At 43.5% G+C, this 26169-nt stretch carries 24 protein-coding genes and 2 pseudogenes; 13 read left to right on the top strand and 13 right to left on the bottom strand.

Annotation, left to right across the window (positions count from 1 at the left end; translation table 11 throughout):
- Nucleotides 1-11: 11 nt before the first annotated feature.
- A complete protein-coding gene (locus ACESPU_RS12380; RefSeq protein ID WP_121961257.1) occupies nt 12-536 on the bottom strand; it encodes a GNAT family N-acetyltransferase in 525 nt (174 codons plus the stop codon).
- A 71-nt stretch (nt 537-607) separates the two neighbouring features.
- On the opposite strand from ACESPU_RS12380, the gene ACESPU_RS12375 reads away from it, so the two are divergent.
- Both ACESPU_RS12375 and ACESPU_RS12370 read left to right on the top strand, forming a co-directional pair.
- On the top strand, nt 608-3298 hold the full coding sequence (locus ACESPU_RS12375; protein ID WP_373133395.1) for a LamG-like jellyroll fold domain-containing protein: 2691 nt from the start codon (nt 608-610) through the stop codon (nt 3296-3298).
- A 507-nt stretch (nt 3299-3805) separates the two neighbouring features.
- A complete protein-coding gene (locus tag ACESPU_RS12370) occupies nt 3806-4900 on the top strand; it encodes a sugar phosphate isomerase/epimerase family protein (protein ID WP_373133394.1) in 1095 nt (364 codons plus the stop codon).
- A gap of 80 nt (nt 4901-4980) precedes the next feature.
- Here the strand turns inward: ACESPU_RS12370 and ACESPU_RS12365 are convergent, their stop codons facing one another.
- The 3 genes from ACESPU_RS12365 to ACESPU_RS12355 all read right to left on the bottom strand — a co-directional run bounded on the left by ACESPU_RS12365 (nt 4981) and on the right by ACESPU_RS12355 (nt 7166).
- Complete coding sequence (locus ACESPU_RS12365) at nt 4981-5256, bottom strand: HU family DNA-binding protein (RefSeq protein ID WP_005866712.1); 276 nt, start codon at nt 5254-5256, stop codon at nt 4981-4983.
- Nucleotides 5253-6173, bottom strand: a complete 921-nt coding sequence (locus ACESPU_RS12360) for a helix-turn-helix transcriptional regulator (RefSeq protein ID WP_158533075.1) — start codon at nt 6171-6173, stop codon at nt 5253-5255. The genes ACESPU_RS12365 and ACESPU_RS12360 overlap by 4 nt, the downstream gene beginning before the upstream one ends.
- A gap of 345 nt (nt 6174-6518) precedes the next feature.
- Entirely contained in the window at nt 6519-7166 is a 648-nt protein-coding gene (locus tag ACESPU_RS12355) for an HAD family hydrolase (RefSeq protein WP_005866716.1), read from the bottom strand.
- Nucleotides 7167-7344: 178 nt separating this feature from the next.
- Here ACESPU_RS12355 and ACESPU_RS12350 point away from each other — a divergent pair, with 178 nt between their 5' ends.
- A complete protein-coding gene (locus tag ACESPU_RS12350; protein ID WP_005861135.1) occupies nt 7345-7587 on the top strand; it encodes a hypothetical protein in 243 nt (80 codons plus the stop codon).
- 82 nt (nt 7588-7669) lie between these two features.
- On the opposite strand, the gene rpsA is transcribed toward ACESPU_RS12350, so the two are convergent.
- On the bottom strand, nt 7670-9460 hold the full coding sequence (rpsA, locus tag ACESPU_RS12345) for a 30S ribosomal protein S1 (protein ID WP_005861137.1): 1791 nt from the start codon (nt 9458-9460) through the stop codon (nt 7670-7672).
- A gap of 217 nt (nt 9461-9677) precedes the next feature.
- Between rpsA and ACESPU_RS12340 the strand changes: the two genes are divergently transcribed.
- From ACESPU_RS12340 to ACESPU_RS12330, 3 genes are read left to right on the top strand one after another with little or no spacing between them, the layout of a single operon-like run.
- Nucleotides 9678-10739 (top strand): hypothetical protein, encoded by a 1062-nt coding sequence (locus ACESPU_RS12340; protein WP_373133393.1) that lies wholly within the window; start codon nt 9678-9680, stop codon nt 10737-10739.
- Between the two features lie 42 nt (nt 10740-10781).
- Nucleotides 10782-11765, top strand: a complete 984-nt coding sequence (locus ACESPU_RS12335) for a sensor histidine kinase (RefSeq protein ID WP_373133392.1) — start codon at nt 10782-10784, stop codon at nt 11763-11765.
- A complete protein-coding gene (locus ACESPU_RS12330; protein WP_373133391.1) occupies nt 11762-13903 on the top strand; it encodes a sensor histidine kinase in 2142 nt (713 codons plus the stop codon). Before ACESPU_RS12335 ends, ACESPU_RS12330 begins: the two co-directional genes overlap by 4 nt.
- Here ACESPU_RS12330 and ACESPU_RS12325 read toward each other — a convergent pair.
- Together ACESPU_RS12325 and ACESPU_RS12320 are read right to left on the bottom strand one after the other, a co-directional pair.
- Entirely contained in the window at nt 13848-14204 is a 357-nt protein-coding gene (locus tag ACESPU_RS12325) for a hypothetical protein (protein ID WP_373133390.1), read from the bottom strand. The two genes, ACESPU_RS12330 and ACESPU_RS12325, sit on opposite strands and share 56 nt — an antisense overlap.
- Entirely contained in the window at nt 14197-14754 is a 558-nt protein-coding gene (locus ACESPU_RS12320; RefSeq protein ID WP_008773907.1) for an RNA polymerase sigma factor, read from the bottom strand. Before ACESPU_RS12320 ends, ACESPU_RS12325 begins: the two co-directional genes overlap by 8 nt.
- 149 nt (nt 14755-14903) lie before the next feature.
- Here ACESPU_RS12320 and ACESPU_RS12315 point away from each other — a divergent pair, with 149 nt between their 5' ends.
- Nucleotides 14904-15311, top strand: coding sequence for a DUF6249 domain-containing protein (locus ACESPU_RS12315; protein WP_008780672.1), 408 nt, complete (start codon nt 14904-14906; stop codon nt 15309-15311).
- Nucleotides 15312-15366: 55 nt separating this feature from the next.
- Here ACESPU_RS12315 and ACESPU_RS12310 read toward each other — a convergent pair whose 3' ends face one another.
- The 4 genes from ACESPU_RS12310 to ACESPU_RS12295 all read right to left on the bottom strand — a co-directional run bounded on the left by ACESPU_RS12310 (nt 15367) and on the right by ACESPU_RS12295 (nt 19882).
- A complete protein-coding gene (locus ACESPU_RS12310; protein WP_005861151.1) occupies nt 15367-16008 on the bottom strand; it encodes a carbohydrate-binding family 9-like protein in 642 nt (213 codons plus the stop codon).
- A 1-nt stretch (nt 16009) separates the two neighbouring features.
- Nucleotides 16010-16669, bottom strand: coding sequence for a LysE family translocator (locus ACESPU_RS12305; RefSeq protein ID WP_005861153.1), 660 nt, complete (start codon nt 16667-16669; stop codon nt 16010-16012).
- A 103-nt stretch (nt 16670-16772) separates the two neighbouring features.
- The gene (locus ACESPU_RS12300) at nt 16773-18335 is read right to left on the bottom strand and encodes an arylsulfatase (RefSeq protein ID WP_288656908.1); all 1563 of its coding nucleotides are present in this window, start codon (nt 18333-18335) and stop codon (nt 16773-16775) included.
- Nucleotides 18335-19882, bottom strand: a complete 1548-nt coding sequence (locus tag ACESPU_RS12295; RefSeq protein WP_373133389.1) for an arylsulfatase — start codon at nt 19880-19882, stop codon at nt 18335-18337. The genes ACESPU_RS12300 and ACESPU_RS12295 overlap by 1 nt, the downstream gene beginning before the upstream one ends.
- Before the next feature lie 367 nt (nt 19883-20249).
- Here ACESPU_RS12295 and ACESPU_RS12290 point away from each other — a divergent pair.
- The 4 genes and pseudogenes from ACESPU_RS12290 to ACESPU_RS12275 all read left to right on the top strand — a co-directional run.
- Nucleotides 20250-20414 (top strand): annotated as a pseudogene (locus ACESPU_RS12290) (AAA family ATPase); the annotation flags it as partial.
- A gap of 8 nt (nt 20415-20422) precedes the next feature.
- Nucleotides 20423-20696 (top strand): annotated as a pseudogene (locus ACESPU_RS12285) (transcriptional regulator); the annotation flags it as partial.
- Between the two features lie 696 nt (nt 20697-21392).
- Entirely contained in the window at nt 21393-21662 is a 270-nt protein-coding gene (locus ACESPU_RS12280) for a hypothetical protein (protein WP_195300763.1), read from the top strand.
- 9 nt (nt 21663-21671) lie between these two features.
- Nucleotides 21672-22325 (top strand): transcriptional regulator, encoded by a 654-nt coding sequence (locus ACESPU_RS12275; protein ID WP_373133388.1) that lies wholly within the window; start codon nt 21672-21674, stop codon nt 22323-22325.
- Nucleotides 22326-22658: 333 nt separating this feature from the next.
- Here ACESPU_RS12275 and ACESPU_RS12270 read toward each other — a convergent pair whose 3' ends face one another.
- A complete protein-coding gene (locus ACESPU_RS12270; RefSeq protein WP_005866743.1) occupies nt 22659-23000 on the bottom strand; it encodes a type II toxin-antitoxin system HicB family antitoxin in 342 nt (113 codons plus the stop codon).
- A gap of 11 nt (nt 23001-23011) precedes the next feature.
- Nucleotides 23012-23272, bottom strand: coding sequence for a type II toxin-antitoxin system HicA family toxin (locus ACESPU_RS12265; RefSeq protein WP_036615281.1), 261 nt, complete (start codon nt 23270-23272; stop codon nt 23012-23014).
- Nucleotides 23273-23601: 329 nt separating this feature from the next.
- On the opposite strand from ACESPU_RS12265, the gene ACESPU_RS12260 reads away from it, so the two are divergent.
- Together ACESPU_RS12260 and ACESPU_RS12255 are read left to right on the top strand one after the other, a co-directional pair.
- Nucleotides 23602-24915 carry a porin gene (locus tag ACESPU_RS12260; protein ID WP_258919249.1) on the top strand — a complete coding sequence of 438 codons (1314 nt, stop codon included), beginning with the start codon at nt 23602-23604 and terminating at the stop codon, nt 24913-24915.
- Nucleotides 24916-24945: 30 nt separating this feature from the next.
- Nucleotides 24946-26157: an imelysin family protein gene (locus ACESPU_RS12255; RefSeq protein ID WP_008778472.1), complete on the top strand. Its 1212-nt coding sequence runs from the start codon at nt 24946-24948 to the stop codon at nt 26155-26157.
- The last annotated feature ends 12 nt before the right edge of the window (nt 26158-26169 follow it).

The following is a 26169-nucleotide window of genomic DNA, read 5'->3' as shown; positions in this document are numbered from 1 at the left end:
ATATTTATTTCTTAATTTGCCATGACAATATTCCGCAAGTCGAAACCGAATTGAATATACTCATCCTCAGTTATTTGCCTCTCTGTTGTCAGGATGATTAACGCATGCCCTCGATAGGTGTTTCTGTAAGGGGGATGGAAATGGTTGTAATGGTTTTCGAAGAAGCCGCATTTTTTATAGAACTTTAATCGCTTGGAGGAAGTTTCATCCGTAATAGGATCGATCTCTAATAAGATAATCTTATTCAGGCGTTTATTAAAATCCTCCAGCAATAAACCGCCGTATCCTTGTCCCCTAAAGTTCTCATGAATGGCGAAATGTTCGATATATACATAGGTGCTAAAATCCCAGTATGAGATAAAGCCGATAAAGAGGTTGTCTTTCAGATAAGCCACTAGATGATAGTTGGGAGATTGGAAGGCCTGTTCTTGTTGTTCTTCTGTTCGCTGCTCAAATAGAGGGAAACTTGCCGTATATATTTGCTCAAAGGTAGGATAGAGAGGATCTTGCTTTCGCGTTATTTCTAGTATGTCCATATGACTTCGCTTTATTTTGATGCGAAGATAATAATCTAAAAACATTGTCATGTCATATTAAAGCTTTATTTTTGGATGATCTTATAATTAAGATATTGTATACGATGATAGCGTGGTTTCGTTATATATGTTTAATTGTTAGCCTTATAATCACCCTGCCGGAATTACTTTCGGCACAACGTCTGGTTTCTCAACGTCAAGAGGATGTAGAGGCCGGTCTTTTATATAACGAGAGCGTCTACATCCTATCTAATTATTCTTGTCTATCCTCCAATTCCCCGGAAAAACTTTCTTTGGACGAGTTATTGCGGAAGCAGATCGAAGGCTTTTATTTCTATTTGAAGCGGGATACGGAGACAAATGTATTGTTACTAAGGAAACCTGATGGTACGTTTACTCCTTTTAGTGAATCATTGGAAGCCATTAAGACGGCCTTGGATGCGGACTCCACTAAGGTTATGACGCTTTTCCTCGATTTCTATGTAGAGATGGAGCTGGAATCCTCTTTTAAGGAAATAGGCTTGATGGAGTATGTACTTGAGTATGATACGAAAAACGGATGGCCATCCCTGAAGGATATGTTGAGTTCCGGAAAGCGACTGGTCGTTTTCGAGGTTCAGAAACATTTGAACAGTCCTTCATGGTTGCATAATATGAGGGATTTTGTGGAGCATACGGACGCTGATTGGGGAAATCAACCGGAAGGGGTTGAGAGTTTTGATGAGCGGCTGAAAAAGAATTTGTCTTTATTTACCGGATATAAGTTCTTAGAGACTTCCCGGGGAAATAGTAATGATATCTCGGCTTTAGCCCGGCAGACACCCTATTTAATAGAATCGTTTAAAAGAGCGTGGATCCGGGATGGAAGGGTTCCTAATTTTGTCTTGGTAGATAAGTATTACGCATGGTTAGATGTCTCGTTGGTTACTTTCCGGAATTTCGATATCATTTACGGCGCGGTTACGAATAACAATGAGTTGCTTAACTACGTGAATTGGGATGGGATGTCTAATTATACGACGGGTAAATATTGCTTTCCGCTAGAGCCCGGAGCCGAGTTGATGCTTTCGCCGATCTCTCCGGGCTATAGGATAGAGCCGGCTACGGTTTATGTCTCCGGTACCCAAAGGAAGGCTTTCGCCGGCGATTTTAAGGCTAGACCTTTGCGGATTGACGAGGATATAGAGATTTATTTACCGTTTGAGGGCGATGAGAAAGATGGTTCGTCCAATCATAATCTCACGGTATCTAGGAATGTCGAGTTTATTCAGGACCCTATACGGGGGCAGGTCGCTTCCTTGGAGAATCAGGCCCGTGTGGATTTACCGACCGCTTCGGAACTTCATATGCGGGACCATGATTTCACTGTCGGCGTTTGGTTGAAAATACCTAAGTACCTGCCGGAGAAGGAGGATTATTGTATTCTGGGAGCTAAGAACAGTACTTATCAACAAGCGTTGCATCTGTTGATACGGAACCGGAAACCGTATATGGGATTCTTTAACAACGATCTGGTTGGTAACACGGAGATCGAGCCGGGTAAATGGTATAATGTCGTATGGCGGTATAATAAGCGGAATGGGGAGCAGGCTATATTCGTAAATGGAAAACTGGACGCGATCTCTTTTGATCGTCCGGCTTATCTGGGTAGTGATAGCTTATATGTCGGCTTCGTGAATTTCAGCCAGTCCTCGAACTTCGTGGGTGTGCTGGATAATCTTTGTATTTGGTCTCGTGTGTTGAGCGATAAGGAGATATTGGGATTGAGCAACCAGTTATTAGATTTACATATATCGAATGCGATTACTTGGTTGGATGTCCTTGGAATTGGGTTGATTTTGATGGTTCTGGTCTCGATAGCTTATCTAGGCTATCGGAAGGTGAAAGAAAAGCCAAGGCAGGATGAGGCTGATGCGGGAACGGTTGCGGAGGAGGGAATCGAGGAAGGAACCGAGGAGCCGGATCGTTCTTCGCGAGAGATGCCGGAGGAGATCGAGGAGGTTCCGGTTCTGCGCAATTATATCCGATTGTTTGGAGAGTTCTATGTGTTGGACCGGGATGGAAATGATATAACCTCTCTATTTACCCCCAAATTAAAACAGCTGTTTATCTTGATTATGCTTCACTCTTCCCGTGGAGGTTTCGGAATATCGAGCAAGGACTTGACACGGATGATTTGGGGGAATGACAACCCCTCGAAAAGTACGAAGAGCCTTCGAAGCGTATCTATATTGAAACTCCGGAAGATATTGGAACGTATCGATACGGTCGAGGTCCTATTTAATGCGAATCGATATATTCTCCAGCTTTCGGAAGATGTCTATTGCGATTATTTGGCTTGTTTGGATTGGCTGAAAGATAAACGGGTACGGACTCAGCCGGACTTTGAATATTTCTATGATATTATCAGCAAAGGAGAAGTGTTCAAAGGGGAATCGTTTGATTGGATGGATGATTTTAAAAGTTATATCTGTAATAGTACGGTGGATGTCTTGTCTCGCTTTATCGACACTTACTCGATCGAGGATGAGGCGGATCGGGTGATCCAGATAGCAGACCAGATCCTTCTGAACGATCCTTGCAACGAGGAGGCTTTGATTTATAAGATCAAAGCCTTGATTCACCAGAACAACTTCAAATTGGCCCGTTATGTGTACGACCGCTTTTGCGCTTTATACCAAGAGATGTATGGCGAGGCTTTCCCCTCTTCTTTTGAGCAGGTCGTACCGTCTTCGCTGATGAGTCAGCAATCTCCCCAGTAATATTATAGTGTGCCTGCTCATTGGCATGCCTGTGCCATCGCTATTGTCACACTTGTGCCATCGTTGTGGCAAGACCGTGCCACCGTTATGGCATGCCTGTGCCATCCGTGTGGCACTCCTCTGGCATTACAGTGACAAATGTATGCGCCCCACTGATAGCGATCCTTTCGAATAGGGAGGCAGGTGCTATGCCTCTGACTTATCGAAGATTTTTATAAATATTTCTTGATTTATTTATATTGCTGTTATTATGTGAATTAAGCTTTGTGCTGATATGAAATTAGCCTTAAATTAGCCCTAGGTTAATGTCTTGTTTAGCGTTCGTTAACTCATGGTTTACTGCTCATCCCTATATTCACTCTCATTGTTTCGCACGAGGAAGCGAGGAAGCGAGGAAGCGAAGTTGTGTTTTACTATATATTTTTTCTTACGATGAATATCGTAAAGGTTGAAGTCTGTAAGGGCCTTTCTTCTAAGAGTTGATATTTATGTATAAACTGAATAGTTATGAGTAAAGATGTGAACAATGGTCAGTCCAGACGTGAGTTTCTAGGAAGATCGGTCGCTGCTTTGGCGGCCGCGTCTTTCCTTCCGAGTGTTTTCTCTTGTACGGGGAAGAGTGTGGCGGCTCCCGCTCCGGTTGATACGGCGGCGGAGGCAGGCAAGGTTAACTCGAAGTTCGGTGGCGTGCAAATCGGCACGATCACTTATAGTTGGCGTTCCATGCCGGGTGGATTGGAGAATATCATCAAGTATTGCCAAGAGGCGAATATCAGTTCCATCGAGTTGATGGGAGGTGATCTGGAAGCTTATTTAGGAGCTCCGGAGAATCCGATGATGAAATTCTTCCGTCAGCAAGCTCCTCAACCCGCAGCGAAACCGGGTGAGAAACCTGCGGCTCCTCGTCGGATGGGTCCCCCGAAGTTTACTCCGGAGCAGCAGGCTGAGATCGATAAATATAAGGAAGCGGTGAAAGCGTGGCGTCTCGGGTTGGATCTATCAAAGGTAGAAGGTGCCCGTAAGTTATTGAACGAAGCAGGAATATCGGCGCATATCGTGAAGATGGAACCTTCCCGTATGGGTTCGGACGAGGAAATCGATTATGCGTTCAAGGTAGCCAAGGCCATGGGCGCTAAAGCCGTGACGGACGAGATTAATTTGGAGACGGCGAAAAGAGTCGCTCCATTTGCCGAGAAGCATGGGATGTATATGGCTTTCCATAATCATATGCAATATGCCGAAGAAGGGTTTAGTTGCGATCCGATCTTAGCGGTCTCTCCTTCTATTATGTTGAATTTTGACGCGGGCCACTTCTTTGGTTCTACAGGTATCCACCCGAATGAGATGATCAAGAAATATCATGATCGGATCTATAGTATCCACTTGAAAGACAAGACGGGGCCTACGACAGGGGACCAGCCGAATACGAATCAAGTATGGGGACAAGGGGAGATGCCGTTGGAAGACGTGCTCTTGTTGATCAAACAAGAGAAATGGCCTATCTATTGCGATATAGAACTGGAATATGATATCAAGCCTTGGTCTGACTCCGTGAAAGAGGTAGGCACTTGCGTGAAATATGCTCGACAAATATTGATGTAGATTATAGAATGTTGTCTTTGGTATGTCATTAATAGGTATAACGAAAGGGCCGGTTCCTGATGGAGCCGACCCTTTATTTTTCATTTATTGATCTCTTTTACCAAATTGGGCGCGCACTTAAAATGGACAATGGTTCTGGGGATCAACATTAAAGTCTCTCCGCTTTTCGGGTTTCTAGCCAACCTGCTTGTCTGCAAGCGGGGAGTATAAACACCGAAACCCTGTATACATACCTTTTCTCCGGCTCTCGTTTTCTCTAAGATGATGTTATTCAGTTCTTCCAATATGTACCGGATTTCTTCTTTGTCATTACCGACTCTTTTCGATAATTCCTCGATTAGCTGACTTTTATTCATATCGTATTATTTTTTGAGAAGTTTGTTCTTTGCTCTGTTGTTAAATATTTTTTCCTGTATTGCAAAGGCGATAAGCCCGTGTGCCTCCGAAAGAAGCGTCCCAACGAGGATTGGTTCGAAAACTGCGTCTTCTCAACAATCTCTTGGATATTCAAGGTAGAGTTGGTGAGTAATCCTTTTAATTCTAGGATCATATATTCCGTAATCCAATCTTTGGCGGATTTGCCGCTTACCTCCTTAACAACCATGGTCAAGTATTTAGGGGTGATGCATAGAGAGTTCGCGTAGAACGTCACGCTTCTGTTCACTTTGTAATTACTCATGACCAATTGAAAGAATTTGTGGGTCAGTTCTTTCTTGTGTACATCTATCGTTGCCGTACTGTCTAAAGAATTGACTTTATAATGGTTATATATATCAAGGAATAATATGCGAAGTAAGAGTATAACCGACTCTCTTCGATACAGGTTTTCCGGATCGACGGCTTTTCTTATAAGTAATTCAAAGAAGTCTACAAAGGAAAGAGTTTCCACGTCTTCCATCTTGAAATAGTAATGTTGCCTCATATAGAAAAAGAAATGTGGCGAGAAACGACTGATACCGCTTAATATATCAGTATAAAAGGATTCCGTGATCGTGAAATATCTGATTTGGAAATCTACGCTAACGTCCGTTAATGCGACCAATTGCCCCGGCAAGATGATGATGAGCTCTTTAGGGGTTATAATGTGCTTGTTGGAATAGATATCAATTTTAGCGTTTCCTTTTACACAATAGATGACAATCCCTAATCTTATATAAGAAGGGTAAGTGGTAATAGGGAGTTCTTTGGAAAGTGTAAAGATCTTGAAGTCCTTCTCCAAAGAATAATCAATACCACTATTCGGCTCAACTATTTTTTTAATATTTCCCGACATTCTTTTTGTCTATGTTTCTTATGTAAAATTATAACTTCGTCTTTTACTATATTTATCTAGTGGTTGTTTGGTATAATATTACAGAAATATAGGTCTCGTTTTGGCGTTTTTTAAAGTTTGGTTTAAATGATACCTTGAAAAATAACCGCTATTGGATGTTTTTGTTTGTAGGTCTAATACTTTTTTGCAAATACGGTTGAGGTGATGTTAGGGATAACTTGTATTCTAAGGGCTGTGCGAGCTGGATGGAATATGTGTTAGGAAATATTAGTAATTCAGGTTAAGGACAAGCGTGCGAGACAAGAACGGGAAGGATTGCCTCGCACGGCAGGCTTAGGTCGTCTTTTAGATAAACTTGAGTATATCTTCTGCCTTTTCCGCTATATGATCGGGTGCGTATTTCTCTAATTCCGTACGAGGGCGAAACCCCCATGTTACCCCACAGGAGGTCACTTCGCTGTTGATGGCGGTTTGCATGTCTACGTCCGAGTCACCGACATAAAGAGCGTTCTCTTTGGATATGCTCGCTCGTTCTACGATCTCATTGACGATACTGGGATCTGGCTTCGCCTTTACTCCTTCACGCTGTCCGAGAACCTCCGTAAATTGTATGGAAGGGAAGAAATGGGCGATGAGCTTACGGGTAGCGGCTTGATATTTATTAGAAGCGACCGCCAGTTTTATCCCTCTTTCCTGCAACAAGGCTAATAACTCAGGGATACCGGGGTAGGGAACGCTGCGATCTGTGTTATGCAGATCGTAATGCTTCAAGAACTCTTCCCTTACCTTTAGTATATTCTCTTCCGTCTTTTCACCTTCGGGTAACGCACGTTCGAATAATTTGTTGATGCCGTTTCCTACGAAGAAGTTATACTCCTTTACGTCATGTGTTGGAAAGCCGTTTTGCCGCAACGCATGGTTCGTGCTATGGGCTAAATCCGCGATCGTATTTAATAATGTTCCGTCAAGATCGAATATTACTAACTTTTTCATTTTAGTTTTCTGGCAAAATTAATGGAATGTAGAGATATACTTTCCCTTTCGACTGATAAAATAGATGAACCGATTTAAAAATAGATAAAAGTATTAGGTCATATATAAGATATTTGTATCTTTAGGACAGGAATAGAAATCCTTTGTAATATATTGTATAACCTAAAATTGGAACATCATGGGAAAGAATCAATTAATTCACGGGAATGAATTTCATTTGCTGAAACAAGCTGAGATTCATAAAGCTACAGGTAAATTAGTCGAGTCACTAAACTTGGCAGCCGGTTCTACGGGAGGTTTTGATATTTATAAAGTTGTAGAGGCTTATTTTACGGATTTAGAGAAAAGAAAGGAGATCAATGATTTGTTGGGTATTTCCGAGCCATGTGAGACACGTGTCACGGAAGAATGCTTTTCTTAAATAAGCCGCAGTAGGAATAACATAGAAAAAGGAGATACCTGAATCAGATATCTCCTTTTATTATATCTCAAAGAAGAATCAATTACTTACCAGAAAGTTTTTCTTTCAAAGCAGCCAATTCCTCGATGTCACCTAATGTAGTCTTTTCAACCGGACCGGTTACCATTCCAGATTCCTCTTCTTTTTTACCACCACGTTTTGAGGATGCCTTCTTTTCAGAAGTTGCCTTAGCGCCTTTTTGCTCATCTTCAAAGATGCGGCTGTGAGAAAGGATGATACGTTTAGCTTCCTTGTTGAACTCGATTACCTTGAATGAAAGTTTCTCATCTACTTGAGCTTGAGAACCATCTTCTTTTACAAGGTGCTTCGGAGTAGCGAAACCTTCTACGCCGTAAGGCAAAGAGATTACGGCACCCTTATCCAATACTTCGATGATTGTACCTTCGTGGATAGAACCAACCGTGAAGATTGTCTCGAATACATCCCAAGGATTCTCTTCCAATTGCTTGTGGCCTAAGCTTAAGCGACGGTTTTCCTTATCGATTTCCAATACTTGAACTTCGATCTCTGCTCCGATCTGAGTGAATTCAGACGGATGTTTGATCTTCTTCGTCCAAGACAAGTCAGAGATGTGGATCAAGCCGTCAACACCTTCCTCGATTTCTACGAATACACCGAAGTTAGTGAAGTTACGAACCTTAGCCGCATGACGAGAACCTACCGGGAAGCGCTCCTCGATGTTTTCCCAAGGATCAGCCTTCAATTGCTTGATACCAAGAGACATCTTACGCTCGTCACGATCCAAAGTCAAGATTACGGCCTCGATCTCGTCGCCAACCTTCATGAAGTCTTGAGCGGAACGCAAGTGCTGTGTCCAAGACATCTCTGAAACGTGGATCAAACCTTCTACGCCCGGAGCGATCTCGATGAACGCGCCATAGTCAGCCATAACGACAACTTTACCCTTAACCTTGTCACCAACCTTCAAGTTCGTATCCAAAGCATCCCATGGGTGCGGAGTCAATTGCTTCAAGCCAAGAGCGATACGTTTCTTCTCGTCGTCGAAGTCCAAGATAACAACATTGATCTTCTGGTCAAGCTGAACGATTTCTTCCGGATGAGAAACACGTCCCCAAGAAAGGTCTGTGATGTGGATCAAACCGTCTACGCCACCCAAGTCGATGAATACACCGTAAGAAGTGATGTTCTTGACAGTTCCTTCCAATACCTGTCCTTTCTCCAATTTGGAGATGATATCTTTCTTCTGTTGTTCCAACTCTGCCTCGATAAGAGCCTTGTGAGATACAACAACATTCTTGAATTCTTGATTGATCTTAACAATCTTGAATTCCATAGTCTTACCTACAAATACATCGTAGTCGCGGATCGGCTTCACATCGATCTGAGAACCCGGCAAGAACGCTTCGATACCGAATACGTCAACAATCATACCGCCCTTCGTACGACATTTGATGTAACCTTTGATAATTTCGTCTTTTTCAAGAGCCTCGTTAACACGATCCCAAGAACGTGTAGCGCGTGCTTTCTTGTGTGAAAGGATCAATTGTCCTTTTTTGTCTTCTTGGCTCTCGATGTAAACCTCTACCTCGTCACCAATCTTTAAATCCGGGTTATAACGGAACTCGGACATAGGAACAACACCGTCAGATTTGAAACCGATGTTTACAACAACCTCACGTTTGTTCATAGAAGTAACGGTACCCATAACCACTTCTTTGTCTTTTACCGTGTTCAGGGTCTCGTCATACGTTTTTACAAGATCGTCCTTGCTTACTTCGGTGTAAGTCTCGCCTTGCTCGAAAGCGTCCCAGTTGAAATCTTCAACCGGCTGGATGTTTTTTAAATTTTCCATTCTTTAATTGTTAATACTAAGTTTGTTTTAATTAGTAAGTTAGACTTTATGTTGTCATCTCTCAAAAATCGGGGCAAAGGTAATGCTTTTTTTCTGATTGACAAGAGTTTTGAGGGGTAAAAACATTCAATTGGGCCGTGTTGGCTGTAATTACGGAAAACTGTTGATTTTTATTGATATTTATTTTGTAAGTTTGCGAATTGTAAGCGATAAATCAATGAGTAGAGGATTTTTAAGAAAGTCCAGCGTCAATACTTTTATAGGAATAGTGTGGATTTTGTTTGCGGTGAGCGCAAGTGCGCAGAATGCCGTGAGTAAATTTCGTGCGGATAGCATACGCCAATCTTTATCGTGTATCCAAAAACCTCAGGATAAGATACCCCTTCTTAAAGAATTAATCGGCTTGTACTGGCAATTGCCGGAGGAGGTACCGGCGTTGAAAGAGATAATCGATATCGCGATGCCTTTGGATTCCATCGGGATCGTGTACGATGCGATGGCTGGCTTGAGTCGTTATTATTATAATGTGGAAAATAGGGATAGCCTATTATATTGGGTGGGGCAATTGGATTCGTTGGCCTCAAAAAGGCATGAGAGTCCCAGAGGGTTGTTTTTATCCGGTAGCTTGGTTTGTCAGGATTATCTATGGTCCGGCAATTATGAGTTGGCTATGGATAGGGCCATGCGATATATGGATCTGGCCCGGGATAGTAAGAGCGATTATGGTTTACTGCGGGCTTATCGTGATTTAGGAATGGTTTACCAACGGATTAAAAGAGATAGCGATGCGGTAGAGATATTCCAAAAAGGCCTGTATTTATTGAAAGAGGAGAAGGCGAGCTATAGTTTTCGGATTATGTATTTATCTAATATGTTGGAGTCGACCCTACTGTTAGGGCGTTTATCCGAATCAGAGGCGCTTTTGAAACAGTATGAGTTTTTATTGGATTCATTGGAGAGGAGGTATGATCGAGAAGGGACGATTTTCCCGGTAGATCGTTATCGTTGTTTGGTAAATTGTTATTTCTGCGAGCTATGTACCATGAAAGGGAATTTGCAAAAGGCACAGACGTATCTGGATAAGGCAACCGCTTATTTGGATAGTTCTTTTGGGAATAGGGTGGAGGCTCAATATCTCCGGACAAAATCATTTTATTATTGGAAGAAGAAAGATTATAGGCACGCGTTGTCCGCCGTCAATCTGGCTTTAAAAATCAACCGTGATCTGGATAAGTTGGAGATGAAGAAGGCGGTCTTGCAATCGTCCGGTCAATTGTGAGAGGCGATCGCTATCTATGAGGAGATCATTAATAAGACGGAAATGATCAATACGGAAGCTTTTGACCGGCAGATCGAACAACTCCGCATCCTGAATGACTTGAATGATTTGGAAAAGCAAGATCGAGAGTTGAAGTTGAGATCAGAGCAAGAAGTTTTGAAGCAGAGGCAGATCGCTGTATCTATCGGTCTTCTATTGGTCTTGACGGGCTTACTTTATATATTATGGCGTATTTATATGCATACCAAGCGATTGAAAAATGAGTTGCTTCAAGAGAAAGACTCCTTGATCGCTTCGGAGAAGCAGCTTCGTGTCGTGGCGAAAGAGGCGGAGGCGGCGAACAAGAAGAAAAGTGCCTTTATCGCTAGTATCAGCCATGAGATACGTACGCCGTTGAATGCTATTGTCGGATTCTCTGAATTATTAGCGATTAGCGAATATAGTGAGGAGGAAAAGATTGAGTTTGCCGGGGAGGTAAATCATAGTTCGGAGTTGCTGTTGAATCTGGTGAATGATGTTCTGGATTTATCCCGTCTGGAATCCGGCAAGATCAAGTTCAGCGTTAAGCCTAATGATCTGGTTTCTTGTTGTCAGAAAGTGTTGGATTCGATTCGTCATCGTGTAAAACCCGGGGTTCGATTGACGTTTACTTCCTCGCCAGAATCTTATACTTTAAAAACGGATGCCTTGCGTTTGCAGCAGTTGTTGACAAATTTGTTGTCGAATGCCGCTAAATTCACTTCCGAGGGAGAGATTAATCTCTCATTTGCCGTGGATGAGAGCAAAGGTGAGGTTCGTTTCTTCGTTACGGATACGGGCTGTGGAATCCCTGAGGATAAGTGTAAGAAGATATTCGAGCGTTTTGAGAAATTAGACGACTTTGTTCAAGGTACCGGTTTGGGACTTTCTGTTTGCCAGATCATCTCGGAACAGCTTAAAGGTTCTTTATCCGTAGATGTCTCTTATAAGGGCGGTGCCCGGTTTGTCTTTATACATCCAGCGAATTTAATTGAAACCCCTATATGAGGCTGATGAATCTATTCGATAACGGGATATCCATACGTATAGGGGTGGTTATTATGATCTCCCTTGTATTTTGCGGCTCGATGAAATCTTCCACGCCTCCTCCCGGCAAGGATCGTTTAACAGAGATCGACAGCTTGGAGAGGGTATTACCGGGCTGCCCGACGATAGCGTCTACTTTACCCATATTGCAGCGGTTGGCTTTGCTTTATCGGCAAGAGCCCAAAATGAAAGATTATTATCAACGTCTTTATGAGAACGCGATGGCGGTGGATTCCATATCTATCGCATATAGAGGATTGAAAGGTATGGCCGAGTATTATTACAATCAGTCTAAGCGTGATAGTTTGGTCTATTGCTGTAATATCGTAGATTCTATGGCGAAGGCCCGCCATGAATATCCGTATGTCTTGTTTGAGGTGAAGAGTTATTCCAGTCAAGATCTCCTTTGGCTAGGGAATTATGAGTTGGCAATGAGTGAGGCGATGGATCTGTATCGGTTGGCGAGCAATCTGAATCATAAATACGGCTTGCTTCGCTGTTCGGAGACTTTAGGGCTGATTTACCAACGTATCCGTAGGGATAGCGATGCCGTAGTCTCTTTTCAGGAAGGTTTGGATTTATTGAAGGATATAAAAGATGTTCCCGATATCATGGATACTAAAATCCGGTTAACTTCTTATCAATTGGAAAGTAGTGTCCGAACGAAACAATATACGTTGACGGAACGAATCTTGGAACAATATAAAGCCCTGCTGGATGAGCAATATGAGATTAATCAAGAAAAAGGTGATGTTTTGCTACTAGAGCGGGAGTATTGGCTGCTTTATTCTTTTTACACGAGCTTTTATCTTTCGAAAGGAGATTTGGCAAATGCCAAGAAAGCGTTGGATAAAGCCTCTTCCTATGTCGGCAATAGTTTGGTAGAGAAGGACTATGCAATCAATACTTATCTAGCGGTTAAGGCTCGTTATTATAAGGCGGCTGGAGATATCCCGTTGGCACTGCGTTATATAAATGAAGTGTTGGAGACAGAGCGATTACCCGAAGATATTCAGTTCAAGGCGGATATCTTGAAAGAGCAAGGCCGGTTGGGGGAAGTGATGGCTTTGTATGATGAGCTTTACAATACGATGACGCAGAACAGGGGGATTGCTTTTCTCCGGCAGGTGAATCAATTGCGAACCTTGCATGAGTTGCATGAAAAGGAATTGAAAGAAACGGAACTGAAGGAAGCCGGGTTACGTATCGCCCGGAAACAAGATTTGTTGGTGTTTATCTTATCTATATCGGTCGTGTTATCGATCCTCCTCTATATCTCGTTTTTATACTACCGCCATCTACGATCCTTGAAAAACCAATTACAGCGAGAGAAAGACTTGCTTTTGGAATCCCAAAGACGATTGATGAAGGAGAAAACCCGTGCGGAAGAGGCCAGCCTGATGAAAAGTGCTTTTCTCGCTAATATGAGCCATGAGATCCGGACCCCGTTAAATGCGATCGTAGGTTTCTCCAGTTTGCTGGTGGAACCTTCTACCGATGCGAAAGAGCGGGAGGAATATTCGTCTATCATCCGGAATAATACGGATTTGATGTTGAATCTGGTAAACGACGTATTGGATTTATCCCGGATGGAGACTGGAGACCTTCATTTCAATATCAAGGATTATCCGCTTTTGGAGTGTTGCCAAATGGCATTGGAGAGTGTACGCTACCGGATGCCGGATGGGGTTAAATTGACTTTTTCTCCCGCTGGGGAACCAATCGTGGTACATGTAGATAATCTGCGCCTGCAACAACTGTTGACAAACCTGTTGACAAACGCCGCTAAATTTACGGAGAAAGGTGAGATTAACCTATCGTTCCAACTTGCGCCGGATCGGGAAAAGGTATGCATAGCCGTTACGGATACGGGTGCCGGTATTCCCCTTGAAAAACAAGCTGCGGTATTCAATCGCTTTGAGAAGCTGGATGATTACAAACCCGGTGCGGGTTTAGGACTTTCTATCTGTCTTTTGATCGCCGAGCGGCTGAATGGTTCCTTGTCCATAGATTCCTCGTATACGGACGGAGCTCGCTTCGTGCTTATCCTTTCTTGTGAAATAGATTCCTCAATTTATAATCCACAAATAGAAGAATGAGCGTGATGGCTCCTATATATAAATAGAAAGCCAAAGCCGATGTGCTTATCATCGGGAGGGCTATCTTGGGTATCTCCATATATACGAAAGATACGGCCGCGAGGGAAATCATGATAAGCGATGCCACGATCGCCGCTACTAGGGTGAATCGTTCATTGCGTTTCTTCGCCTTTGCGGACTCAAGCATGATTTGTCGCATTACGTTCGAACGGAACGAGGCGGGAAGCTCCTCCTCCGGTATGCGTTTGAATAAATCCCCCAATAAATCGGGTTGTTCCTTATTTGTGTTTATCTTACTCATGATCCATTTCATTTAATAATACAAACAATTTTTTTCGGATGCGATGTAGCTTGACTTTAATATTCGAGGCGGTCAAGCCGGTGATAGAGACCAGTTCTTCTATTGTTTTTTCTTTCCAATAAAAGAGCAAGATCAAGGCCCGTTCGTCCGGTAGAAGTTGTTCAAGGGCGACTTCCAATCTTTGAACCTGTTCCGTGGATTCGGTTTGTCCGAACAGGTTCGTAACCTCCTCCTCCGATACGTTTTCAAGTGTAGTCTCCTCAATCGGTAGAAACTCATATCTCTTCTTCCTGACCGACGAGATCGCCGTGTTGTAAGCGATCCGGTAAATCCATGTGGAGAAACTACAATCCCCTTTGAATGAGGCGAGGTTTTTGAATACCTTCATAAACGTATCTTGCGCCAACTCCTCAGCCTCCTCTTGGCTTCGTACCACTTTGAGGATCAACGAGTGAATCGGACGGCTATACTTGTCCAAAAGGCAAGCGAAACATGCCACGTCCCCCGCTTGTATCCTTTGTATGTAATATGTATCGGTATACAATTCCATTGTACTTAATGGACGCAAGCCGGGTAAATAGGTTACAACTTGCGGTAACAAAAATAAAAAATATTTTTCAGCCCGGAGGTGTAACCTATGGGAAACTGTTGCGTCAAATTAGCAAACAATATGAATGAATCAATTAAAATTATACAGTTATGATGGATTTTATTTCTGTTCCGCTAGTTGTCGGAATCGTTTGTGCAGGTATTTACGGATTATTTGAGTTGTTTGTTCGCAAGAGGGAACGTTTGGCGATTATCGAGAAGATCGGTGATAAACTGGATGCCTCTGCTTTCGATGGTAAATTGGGACTGCCTAACTACATGCGAAACTTCTCGTTCAGTAGCTTAAAGGCCGGGTGCCTTTTGGCGGGAATCGGATTAGGTTTGTTGGTAGGCTTTATTATTAATATGTGTATGGCGACAAATTCTTATTATGATGATGGTTGGTACAGGCATGAGGTAGCGGGTACGGCTTATGGGGCTTCGGTTCTTTTGTTCGGGGGAATCGGCTTGATAATAGCGTTCGTCATTGAGCTGAAACTAGGTAAGAACAATAAATAGCCATAGGCTTGCCTGTATAGACGTAGCGTGCTGCATGCAGCACGCTACGTCTATACTACAGGTAGATCTCCCCGAAGAATTCAGGACAATGGAAATTAGGCTCGGGAAGGTCGATCGGACTCCAACTTACGAAATGCGGATTCATTGTCTCATCGGCGCATTTATAGAAGTTCCCTAGTATTTTCTCCGGCAGATTACTAGGATCTAACCCCATCAACTTGAGTGGTATGACTACGATCAAGTTCCATGTATGAATACCTTTAATCTCCTCGAATGCCCTTCTTCTCACGGATGGGAGTCTTATGATGCTTTTATACTCTTCTTGCGAAAGCGACGTCTTGATATCCCGTGAGGTACGGCGGGCGGCATCGCAAGTCCCGATACAATTAAACTCGAAATTCATATAATGCGAGTCACCTTCCTTTTTCATGAAGAACTCCACGCAACTATCCTTATGGACCGAGGAATTGTCCATCTCATAAGACGCCTTTAGCGAATTACCCTGCACGCTATATCGTATATATAGATTTTTCTCTGTCCGGGCTATATTAAAAGCGGTGATCGGCTTATATGGATACTCATGCCAATTGGCATGGGTGAGGAACTCACGTTGGGATTGCACCTCAAGAATCGGTTCTATGGATGTTATATCGAGTACATCCAGAACGGGGATAACAGGAACTTTCAGTCTTTTCATTTTAACTATAGATTTGAAGTAAAGGCCATTGTAAGTAGGAGGTCAATAAAACCGATAGGGCACCGATAATAGACAATACGATAATGACAGAGCCCACGATCCGGTTCAGTAACCAAATACCTCTAACGTTGAACCATTTTCTCAGTTTTCCAATAATATATGTTATGCCGAACCACCAAAGAACGGCCCCTAACCCTATGCAAACAATGCCCAATACCAGCAGCCAAAACGAATGTTCCGGTAACACGAAACCGAACCGGGCGAATAATCCGATATAGAGCAAGACGATTAACACGTTGCTAAAGGTAAGTAGAAAAGCTGTAATAAAGTCTTGGGTGAACGATAATTTTTTTTCTCGGTGTTTCTTTAGGTTCCTAGTCGGGTTGCTTTGGAAGATATAATACCCGAAAATGCCGAGAACGATACTTCCGATCAATTGCAGGGGCGCTTGGTTCGCCTCCACGAAGTTGACCACAACTCCCATGCCCAGACAAGTCAGTGCCGCATAAATCACGTCGGATAGAGCGGCCCCTAATCCGGTGACGAACCCGTGCCAACGTCCTTTATTTAGTGTTCTTTGTATACAGAGCATACCGATGGGGCCCATGGGGGCCGAAACCAATACACCTATAATGATTCCTTTACTAACGATTCCTAGCATTAAGTTGAGTCTCTTCTAGTTTCTTGGGCAAAGATACATCCATTCCGCGATAAAAAAAAGGTAAAAAACGTAAGATACTGTAGGGACGAGGCTCGCTCGTCCCTTATTTCGGGAAATTGGGACTGTACAATAGGGTCGTATCGAGAGTCATCAATTTACCGTCTTTCACGAATGAGTCTCCTCGCTCGGACAGATGCTCTACCATCATCTTGCGTAATTCGGACAACTTATTCTGATAGGCTGCGTCCTCACTAAGGTTATGTGTCTCTCCCGGGTCTTCCCGTAAATCGAACAACTGCTCGCTTCCGTTGTGGAAATTCCAGATATACTTAATCTTCCCATCGGTAAGGGCTGCCCAGTAATTATCGTCGCTATAGCAAGTGGCATGCTCCATGTCTATATAGGGGCGCCATTGTTCCTGCTGGCCTTGGATCAGCTTGAGTAAAGACCGCCCGTCCATATCGGGAGGAACCGACCCGCCGGCGATATCGATAAAGGTAGGCAAGAAGTCTCTCAGTTCTACAGGTTGTTCTATGCTGCTTCCGTCCGGTATGGATTTGGATATACCGGCGGGCCATTTTACGATATAAGGAATATGGGCCGAACCCTCGTACGGATAGGTTTTCCGCCAATGATAATGATCGCCCAACATATCGCCATGATCCGCCGTGAAACAAATCAGGGCATTGTCGTACATACCTTTGTCTTTTAGGGTCTGGATGATTTGCCCTACTTGATCGTCGATAAAGGTGATATTGGCGTAATAATGGCGACGGGAGTTTATGGCATACGCATCCCCGAAATTACCGAATGGGGCATCTGATGCTCCTTGGCGAGGATCTTTCGGCTCGGCGTATTGTCCGCACCAATCTCCTATATGGGGTTTCGGGATATCCGCGTCCTTGTACATATCCAGATAACGTTGAGGCGGATCATAGGGACTATGCGGGCGGGCGAATGATACTTTGAGGAATAAGGGCTTGTCGTTGTCGTAGTTCCGAATCAACTCGCAAGCGGTCTGTCCGGTCCAAGCCGTAGGATGAAGTCTCTCGTCTAACTTATAGACACCGGCGGCATGGTCGTTCCAGCCGATACCCGTAAGATCCGGGTCTTTGCCGGGTGCCTGCAATTGAAACCATTCCCGGTAATCGCTGATGAAATCGGGACTTTCCACCCGGCCACTCTCGTCGATCAAGGTCGCGTGGAATCCGTGAAGTGCTTTCTGCGGAAACCAATGCATCTTACCGATCCCGAAGGTATAATACCCCAGATTCCGCATCATCTGAGGCATCTCGTAACGATACTTCAAGGCCATGCGTCCGTATCCCAGCATACCATGATGCCAAGGAGACATCCCGGTCAATAAACCGGCCCGTCCCGGAGTACTACTTGGAGCGGAGGAATATCCGCTCACGAACAACGAGCCTTCTTGCGCCAGCCGGTCGATATTCGGTGAGATCACCGCCTTGTTTCCCATGCAGCCGAGGGCGTCGCCCCGTTGTTGATCGGTCATGATCAAGATGATATGCGGCTTACCGCTCTTTACGGGCATGGCGGGAGAGACGGCGGTCTCTGCCTCTTTCCCGCTTTTGCTATGCGTCATCCCCGGAAGTGTCGCACCCAGACCGATTCCGAGGGATGATTTAATGAAGTTTCTTCTTTCCATTATTTAGCCTTGATTGTGTGATCCCGAACTCCTTTTAAGATTCCCTGCAATTGGAAAACGATCTCCGGATGTTGCAAGGCCTTGTTTCCTTCTTCGTAGACCTTCGTCATGTCGTATAACTGAGGCTCGGGGGAATATCCGGTCTCAATCTTCTCATATTCCATGATAGCGGGACCTACGCTCGGCTCGATATATTTCCAATCTTTCGTACGGACGGAAAGTGCCTTATTAAGCGCTTGCTCGATTACCCACGGGCGGTCTTCCTTGCTTTTCCCGATCCAAGTATCCAGATAATCATAGCTATCCGGCGCGCTTCCTTCCGGAAGACGGGAATTCGTCAGTGAGGCAAGGGAGGCGAACCAGTCGATCTGGCTCACTAGCGCATCTGATACGGCGGCTTGCTTGATCTCCTTTGGCCAATGTACGATAGCCGGGATACGGGTTCCCCCTTCGAAGGCACTGTATTTATTACCTCTAAGCGGTCCGGCGGGTTTATGATCGCCTAGTAGCTCCACGGCCCGGTCCGCGTAACCATCATCTACGACAGGTCCGTTATCGCTTGACAAGATGATCAAGGTATTTTCCGTCAATCCCATCTCATCCAATGTTTTCATCAATTGGCCTACGCTCCAGTCGAATTGCTCGATAGCGTCGCCCCTCACGCCCATCGGGTTCTTTCCCCGGAAACGGTCGTGCGGGAAGCGGGGTACATGCACGTCGTTCGTGGCGAAATACATGAAGAAAGGCTTCTCTTTATTCTCCTTGATAAAATCGATGGCGTGTGTCACGATAGAATCGGCGATATTCTCGTCTTTCCAAAGCGCCTTGCCGCCACCTTTCATGTAACCGATACGGCTGATTCCGTTTACGATGGATTGGTCGTGCCCGAAACTAGGCTTCTGGTTGTATAATAATTCCGGATTATCTTTTCCGGTCGGCTCTCCGGGAAAGTTCTGCTGGTAACTGACATAGATCGGGGCGTCCGGATCGTAGTTCGCCACCTGCCCGTTCTCGATGAATACGCAGGGGACGCGGTCTGCCGTCGCCGCCATGATATAGGAATAATCAAATCCCAGATCGCCAAGGGCGGTGGGGAGTGGGGCGTTCCAGTCTTGCTCTCCCGCTTTGTCTCCTAGGCCAAGATGCCATTTGCCGATAGCGGCCGTGGCGTATCCCGCGTTCTTGAACATATCGGCTATCGTATAACGTTCCGGTCGTATGATCATTCCGGCGTTTCCCGCGGCGATGTCCGTTCCCGGGCGGCGCCATGCGTACTCTCCGGTTAGCATGGAATATCGGGAGGGCGTACTGGTAGAGGCGGTCGCGTGAGCGTTGGTGAAGCGGATACCGTTCTTGGCGAGCCGGTTGATATTCGGGGTTTTCACTTGCGTGCCGTCGTAGCATTCCAAGTCTCCATATCCCAAGTCATCCGCATAGATGAACAATATGTTTGGCGTTCTAGGTGTAATGTCTTGTCTCTGTTGGGCTTTTGCGATACCGGCTGTAAGAAGCGAGGCACCGATCCCTACGATAAGTGTTGATTTCATGTTGTTTATTATTTAGATGTTCTTGTTGTGTATCTGCGATTTCTTATTCATGGCATGTTCTATGGACATTAATTGAATTATATACAAAAATAACCAAATTATTTCAGAATAAGGGTAACCACACCAAAATATCTATGAGATGGAGCTTAGGAAGAAATGCTTTTTGGCTCTGGTTAAAAGGGGGGCTTATCGTATATTTTCATGTACGCTCTTGCTCCTTATCGTATAATGCTGTAAAAAGTCGTACGTGTTTCCCGAAAAACATGTACGACTTTTTACAGAAACACGTACGTGTTTTTCAAAAATCACAATCGTGTTTTTAAGGTGTTGATATTAAGCAATTTATATATTCGTGCCATTTGTATACCTTATTGTATATTATTATTACCAAGACGGAACACGCACTGCCTATACAAGAGTGGGTAATGAAAGTGTAGAATGTAATTCTCAACAACTTCTTTCATTGATATTGAAGGGTATGCACATGACATGGGATTCACTTCCTACCCAAGTGGATGCCAGCAAACATTCTTGTAAATGAAGAAAAGTTCGGAGAGAAGGTTCGGAGAGCCCCATAAAAGTTCGGAGAGTGAGTTCGGAGACACTGCGGATAAGCCTAAAAATATAGGTAGAACAGCACAGAAGATCATCGACCTTGTCATTTCCGACCTTTCTATGTCAGCCGAAGCTATGGCTTATAAAATTAGGTATAAGTTCCCGTGCTGTAGAAAAACAAATCGCAAAATTGCGTTCTATGGGTATATTGTCTCGTGAAGGCGCAGACTTTGGTGGTTATTGGCGTATTATTTTAAGTTACCATTTTGAGGGGATGAGACGCAGCACGCTGCGTCTCTACAACTGGAGACAAAATTGGGCGAAAAAAGTAAGTTAACTTCGTTGGCAAAGTAAGTTAACTTACTTCGGTATTTTAATTAACTTACTTTGCCAACGAAGCTAGCTTACTTTGAAAGTGAGGCATTGGGGGGTGGAAATCAAATAAAATATTATACATTTGCATGACTGGATAAGTCAAAGCAAATAATAGGTATCAAACAATGATAAACTAAAAAACATATGGATTATCTTAGGTTGAAATATTATTAATACGTATATTTGCGACAAGAAAAGGCTTTTAAGTTAAGAGCCTCGTGTTGCGAGTGATATTTGTTCCATTGATTGAAAATCGGCAAAATTTTCTTACAATTCCCAATGGACAAAGAAGGCCCCGCAACCCTTTACCGACTATACGTGTTATCTATGCTGCCGTAGGTAGTAGAGGTATGTTATTGTATATAGATAAAGGGGGCGTGTGGCTGACTTTACTGGGAGTTGGGTCTTTGCCGAACCTTCAATCATGTAAATGTTCAGTCTGCGCCCTTTCCTTATATCTTAATGAAAGGACCACTACTTAACAAAAGCCATATAGCGCTCGTCTTTACGAAGGACATCTTTTCTAAAACATGTCCGGATCTTGTAAATCTAATAATTAATTATGTAAAGTGAATGGCTTATGGACGCTTGTAATATTGATGAGATCCAGAATCTCTTTATTTACTACTCCGCTTGTTTCAGCAAGTATTTTCCAGAGTTAGGGTTTTATTGTAATGAGAGGGAATTCCAGATACATGGTATCGTGCGGAGATATAGTGACGTCACGGGAGTGTCCCATGATGGCTCTTATTTCTTAATTGAGATGCGAAAAGAATACCTGATCTACTTACCGTTATTGGTTGGTTCCAAATTCCGCATTTTAACTAAACAAAAACAACTTTATTCGTAATACGATCTTATGCCAGAACTCATATCCATAGAAGAAGCCGCCCGTATTACCGGTTTCCCGTACGAGGAGATTGAAGATTGGGTAAAATCCCGAAAGATAACCTCTTTCCATACGAGAACCGGTACACGTATGGTAGATCCTGAGAACCTACGTGATTTCATTGCCCATATCGAACATCTAGGGATTCAAAAACTATACTTGCAACTGGTCATTCAAGACAAGGAGGAGGAAGCCGACGAGATTATCGCCCAGTACGACGATTACCTTTTCTGCCTACGATCCTTAAAGAACATCTCTCCCCTACTTAAACAAATCATCGCCGAACTATCCACATTTATAGATGATAAGCAAGATCGGTATATATTCACGGAAATAACCTCTGGGGCAAAAATACTGGACGTAGCCAAACGGATCTCCCTACCGGTCACAAGCCTAACCCTGTCTCCCTACATCCGTAAATGCCTCCAAAAATTGGAACTGGAGACTATGGAGGACCTATTGCGCTACGCTAGGAAGAAAGGGCTCGATTCTTTGTTGAAGATTTCGGGATTCGGCCCTCTCGGTTTAGACCAGTTAAAATTTCAGCTGGAAAAGCATAAGATCATGAATAAGGCCGGAGACTCGGATCTCTATCAATACATCATCAATGAGCCGGATAGCTGAACACAAAAAGAGCCTCTCTTCACAGGGAGGCCCTTTTTATGTGATGCCGGAAATAACCAATAAAAACTTCCCGACACTACGGTGTTAATCATCTTATATGCTTACATAAAATTAGCAGAAGGCTTTGGTTTGCGATATACTAATAGTGTTACATTCTTTTTGACATTGCAAAGATACGTCGGCCTATAAGGGTGCGCAATACCTATATATATGTAAAAAAGGAGAGTTCGTACCTATTAATTGCTATATTCTTCTTCATGGCCAGTGAAATATGGCGTAAAAAAGGCGTGAAACCAAGTGGAATCACGCCTAAATCTATCTATGCCTTTATTTTTAATGGGCAAGCTTCAACTGATTCTCCAAAGCCTGTTTTATATACCCGTTAATCGTAGTTCCCGCCTCTTGCGCCAATGCTGCGATTCGGCTATGTATTTCTGGTGAAATACGGATATTTAACGTGCCACTATAAGGTTTACGAGGTTCCACGCCATCAGCCAAACAGCCGGCAAGATAGCTTTCTACTCCGGCTTCAAAATCCGCACGAAGTTCATCGATAGTATTACCTTCATAAAGAATTAAATCTTTACTCATACCAAGTACCTTTCCGCAAAGACAGTTATCAGCCTTACTGTACTCAACAGAACCTTTATAACCTTTGTATTCCAAATAGTCCATATTGAATCATTTCATTTAATTAAACCATTACTTTTTAAATGCTGATATATCGCTTTCATCATCCACTCCTTCATAATACTACCCGGATGCGGTTTATGAATATCAATATATTGTCCCGTCTGTTCATTTTTAAATCTCACGCGAGAACCTGACGTTGCACCTTTATTATGCTCGTTATAGCCATAAGAAGAAAGCAATTTTAAAGTTTCCTCGTAGGTGAAATCTTTAGGTAGTTTACAAAAATGCTCGATCAACTTTTCTTTAGAACCCATATCCTTGTTCTTTCTGCAAATGTAACTAATATTAGTTGCAAAACAAAAGAATATGGAGGAAAACTTCCCGACATTACAGTGTTAATCATTTAATGATCTTCTCGCTTGTAATAACTAACGCTTACCTCTGAAATAATACAAAACCGTATTTTCCAAAATTAACTATCAAGTTGTCTTGCGGGTCAATAATGGGGCCTATTCGGTGTGACGTCCTGAAAATATTCTTCCGGGATACCTATGAGTAGGTAATTAGGGTCTCATTTTACCTACTTCGGGCGATTGTAGCAAATTCTCAGCCCCTGTAATTTTGCCAAAAATTATAAAACGCAATGAGAACGTTAACAAATTTATTAGCGATTGGATTACTTTCCTTTACCGCTCTACATGCTCAAGAGAGTAATATGAGCTCTACCGTAAAGGCATCGGAGATGTATGCCGACGGTTTTTCTAAATTCCGTTTTGGAGGATATGGTGAGATGGCTGCCAGTTATATGGATTATGACTGGAATTGGGTGACACCTCAAGGTACATCACATATGAATCGGGCTACTGTCTCTATCCCTCGTTTTATTTTAGCTTTTGATTATAAGTTCTCTCCCAAATGGGTACTGAGTTCCGAGATTGAGTTTGAGTATGGAGGAACAGGCGCCGCACGGGAAGTGGAGTGGTACGAGGAGAATGGAGAATATGAGACCGAGATCGAGAAAGGTGGCGAGGTTGCCTTGGAGCAGTTCCATATCTCTTATCTGATGAACAAGCATTTAAACTTCCGTTTTGGACATATGATCGTACCGGTAGGCTTGACCAACGCACATCATGAACCCTTGAACTTTTTCGGTGTATATCGTCCGGAAGGAGAGACTACCATATTACCTTCTACTTGGCATGAGACGGGTGTGGCTCTATTTGGTGATTTAGGAAATTTCGATTACGAGTTACAAGTCGTTTCCGGTCTGGACCCACAAGGTTTCCGTATGGAGAACTGGGTTGGCAAAGGTACGCAAGGCGCTTTCGAGGAAACTCAATTTACGCATCCTGCCTTTGTGGCTCGTGTCAACTATAATGGAGTGAAGAAATTTAAAGGCTTACGTGTGGGCGCTTCTTTTTATTATAACCAACCCTCTAAGAATAGTAGCAAACCGCTGCGTAACCAAGGTGAGAAATATCCGCTTACTATCGTGACGGCGGACGCTCAATATAAAAGTCCGAACAATAATTTGATCGCCAGAGGTAATATCGTTTACGGCCATCTGGGCAACAGCAACGCTTTGACAAAGGTAAACAATAACTCATCTTCAGCTTCCGGATATCCTAATTCAACCGTGGCGGAGACCGCTGTCAGTTATGCGGCTGAGGTTGGCTATAATGTAGGTTCCTTCTTTAGTCGGAAAGCCCCTAGAATTTATCCTTTCGTTCGCTACGAATATTATAATCCGATGCAATCCGTGGAGAAAGGCAGTAATAAACTGGCGGATAGACGTCTTCAAAAGAGCGTGATTACGGCTGGCCTTAACTATTACGCATTGCCTAATCTGGTCATAAAGGCGGATTATGCGCACCGTATTGTAGGTAAGGGTGATTATAATAGCCAGAATATGGTTTCTGTCGGTATCGCTTATATCGGCTGGTTCTTATCAAGATAATAGACTATTAACAAATATATATGTAAGAATATGAAAAAAGTACTTTTATTACCCATGATGTTGATGGGTGTGGCTTTGAGCTTCACTTCTTGTGGAGACAACGATGATCCGGGCAAGGACCCCGATGTTGTAACTTATGACTTTAAGAATCTTCCTGCGGATTCGGGTGCAAAACCAACAGAAGATCAGATGAGTGCGGTTGTCGCTACTTTCGTTGATGAGGTAGCTTTGCCTACCTATAAGGACATGTTGACAAAGATGACCGCCTATAAAAATGCGGTAGACAAGTTCATCGCGTCTGGTTCTAAGAATGATTTAGCGGATGCCTGCGACGCTTGGCGTGCGGTTCGTGTACCTTGGGAACAAAGTGAGGCATTCTTGTTCGGTGTGGCGGATTTGGCACAGCTCGACCCGAGCTTGGATAGCTGGCCTTTGGATAAGAACGGTATAGAGGAGATTATAGCTACAGGAGAATTCAGCAAGATTTCAGGAGCTGTAGACGAAGATGCGGAAGATGGTCCTCAAAATTTACGTGGATTCCATACGGCGGAAAAGATGTTATTCTTAGACGGCGAGCCTCGTGATCTGGAAACAAGCCCGTTCGCAAAGAATGAATTGGAGTATTTGAAGTTAGTGTCCGAACGTATGTTATCTGATACTCAAGACTTATACAATGGTTGGTTGAAAGGCTTAGGAACTTCGGATGTTCCTTCTTCTTATGCGGAGGCTATGAAGAAACATGACGGTTCTGCCTATTCCATTGGTAATGTGTATCAGGCGATTGAGCTTATGCTGAATGGAAATAATGGTATGGCTGGAATCTCCAATGAAGTAGGTTCCGCTAAGATAACTGACCCGGTGACCGCATGGAATGGAAGTAATAAAGACGCTACTGACCCGAATAACCCCGGTGTCTTGGCTGTAGAGTCTTGGTATAGCTGGAATTCCTTGGACGACTATAAGAACAATATCGTAAGTATCAAGAACGCTTATTTCGGCGGTCGTGATTTGGATGAGAAATCCGCTTCCGAGAGTAGCTTGCATGCGTTGACTAAAATGATTAATCCTACGTTGGATAGTTTGATGGTAGTTCAAATTGATAAGACAATCGACGCTATCAATGCGATCGGCTATCCTTTCCGTAACAATCTAGGGGATACGGAGCATATCAATACAGCTACAGAAGCTTGCGCTGATTTAACGACAGGTTTGGGCGTTGTTAAGTCTAAGTTCACGAACTAATCGGACAAGCCG

Origin of the sequence: Parabacteroides sp. 20_3 (genome assembly GCF_964238835.1) — a bacterium.
GTDB classification, from domain to species: Bacteria; Bacteroidota; Bacteroidia; order Bacteroidales; family Tannerellaceae; genus Parabacteroides; species Parabacteroides distasonis.
Note: the sequence above shows the minus strand (reverse complement) of the source record. Positions and strands in the feature narration are given on the sequence as shown.

Excerpts from the sequence above, each read along its gene's own strand:
- ACESPU_RS12380 (WP_121961257.1), bottom strand. The coding sequence starts at position 536 with ATGGACATACTAGAAATAACGCGAAAGCAAGATCCTCTCTATCCTACC.
- ACESPU_RS12370 (WP_373133394.1), top strand. The coding sequence starts at position 3,806 with ATGAGTAAAGATGTGAACAATGGTCAGTCCAGACGTGAGTTTCTAGGA.
- ACESPU_RS12365 (WP_005866712.1), bottom strand. The coding sequence starts at position 5,256 with ATGAATAAAAGTCAGCTAATCGAGGAATTATCGAAAAGAGTCGGTAAT.
- ACESPU_RS12360 (WP_158533075.1), bottom strand. The coding sequence starts at position 6,173 with ATGTCGGGAAATATTAAAAAAATAGTTGAGCCGAATAGTGGTATTGAT.
- ACESPU_RS12355 (WP_005866716.1), bottom strand. The coding sequence starts at position 7,166 with ATGAAAAAGTTAGTAATATTCGATCTTGACGGAACATTATTAAATACG.
- ACESPU_RS12350 (WP_005861135.1), top strand. The coding sequence starts at position 7,345 with ATGGGAAAGAATCAATTAATTCACGGGAATGAATTTCATTTGCTGAAA.
- rpsA (WP_005861137.1), bottom strand. The coding sequence starts at position 9,460 with ATGGAAAATTTAAAAAACATCCAGCCGGTTGAAGATTTCAACTGGGAC.
- ACESPU_RS12340 (WP_373133393.1), top strand. The coding sequence starts at position 9,678 with ATGAGTAGAGGATTTTTAAGAAAGTCCAGCGTCAATACTTTTATAGGA.
- ACESPU_RS12335 (WP_373133392.1), top strand. The coding sequence starts at position 10,782 with ATGATCAATACGGAAGCTTTTGACCGGCAGATCGAACAACTCCGCATC.
- ACESPU_RS12330 (WP_373133391.1), top strand. The coding sequence starts at position 11,762 with ATGAGGCTGATGAATCTATTCGATAACGGGATATCCATACGTATAGGG.
- ACESPU_RS12325 (WP_373133390.1), bottom strand. The coding sequence starts at position 14,204 with ATGAGTAAGATAAACACAAATAAGGAACAACCCGATTTATTGGGGGAT.
- ACESPU_RS12320 (WP_008773907.1), bottom strand. The coding sequence starts at position 14,754 with ATGGAATTGTATACCGATACATATTACATACAAAGGATACAAGCGGGG.
- ACESPU_RS12315 (WP_008780672.1), top strand. The coding sequence starts at position 14,904 with ATGATGGATTTTATTTCTGTTCCGCTAGTTGTCGGAATCGTTTGTGCA.
- ACESPU_RS12310 (WP_005861151.1), bottom strand. The coding sequence starts at position 16,008 with ATGAAAAGACTGAAAGTTCCTGTTATCCCCGTTCTGGATGTACTCGAT.
- ACESPU_RS12305 (WP_005861153.1), bottom strand. The coding sequence starts at position 16,669 with ATGCTAGGAATCGTTAGTAAAGGAATCATTATAGGTGTATTGGTTTCG.
- ACESPU_RS12300 (WP_288656908.1), bottom strand. The coding sequence starts at position 18,335 with ATGGAAAGAAGAAACTTCATTAAATCATCCCTCGGAATCGGTCTGGGT.
- ACESPU_RS12295 (WP_373133389.1), bottom strand. The coding sequence starts at position 19,882 with ATGAAATCAACACTTATCGTAGGGATCGGTGCCTCGCTTCTTACAGCC.
- ACESPU_RS12280 (WP_195300763.1), top strand. The coding sequence starts at position 21,393 with ATGGACGCTTGTAATATTGATGAGATCCAGAATCTCTTTATTTACTAC.
- ACESPU_RS12275 (WP_373133388.1), top strand. The coding sequence starts at position 21,672 with ATGCCAGAACTCATATCCATAGAAGAAGCCGCCCGTATTACCGGTTTC.
- ACESPU_RS12270 (WP_005866743.1), bottom strand. The coding sequence starts at position 23,000 with ATGGACTATTTGGAATACAAAGGTTATAAAGGTTCTGTTGAGTACAGT.
- ACESPU_RS12265 (WP_036615281.1), bottom strand. The coding sequence starts at position 23,272 with ATGGGTTCTAAAGAAAAGTTGATCGAGCATTTTTGTAAACTACCTAAA.
- ACESPU_RS12260 (WP_258919249.1), top strand. The coding sequence starts at position 23,602 with ATGAGAACGTTAACAAATTTATTAGCGATTGGATTACTTTCCTTTACC.
- ACESPU_RS12255 (WP_008778472.1), top strand. The coding sequence starts at position 24,946 with ATGAAAAAAGTACTTTTATTACCCATGATGTTGATGGGTGTGGCTTTG.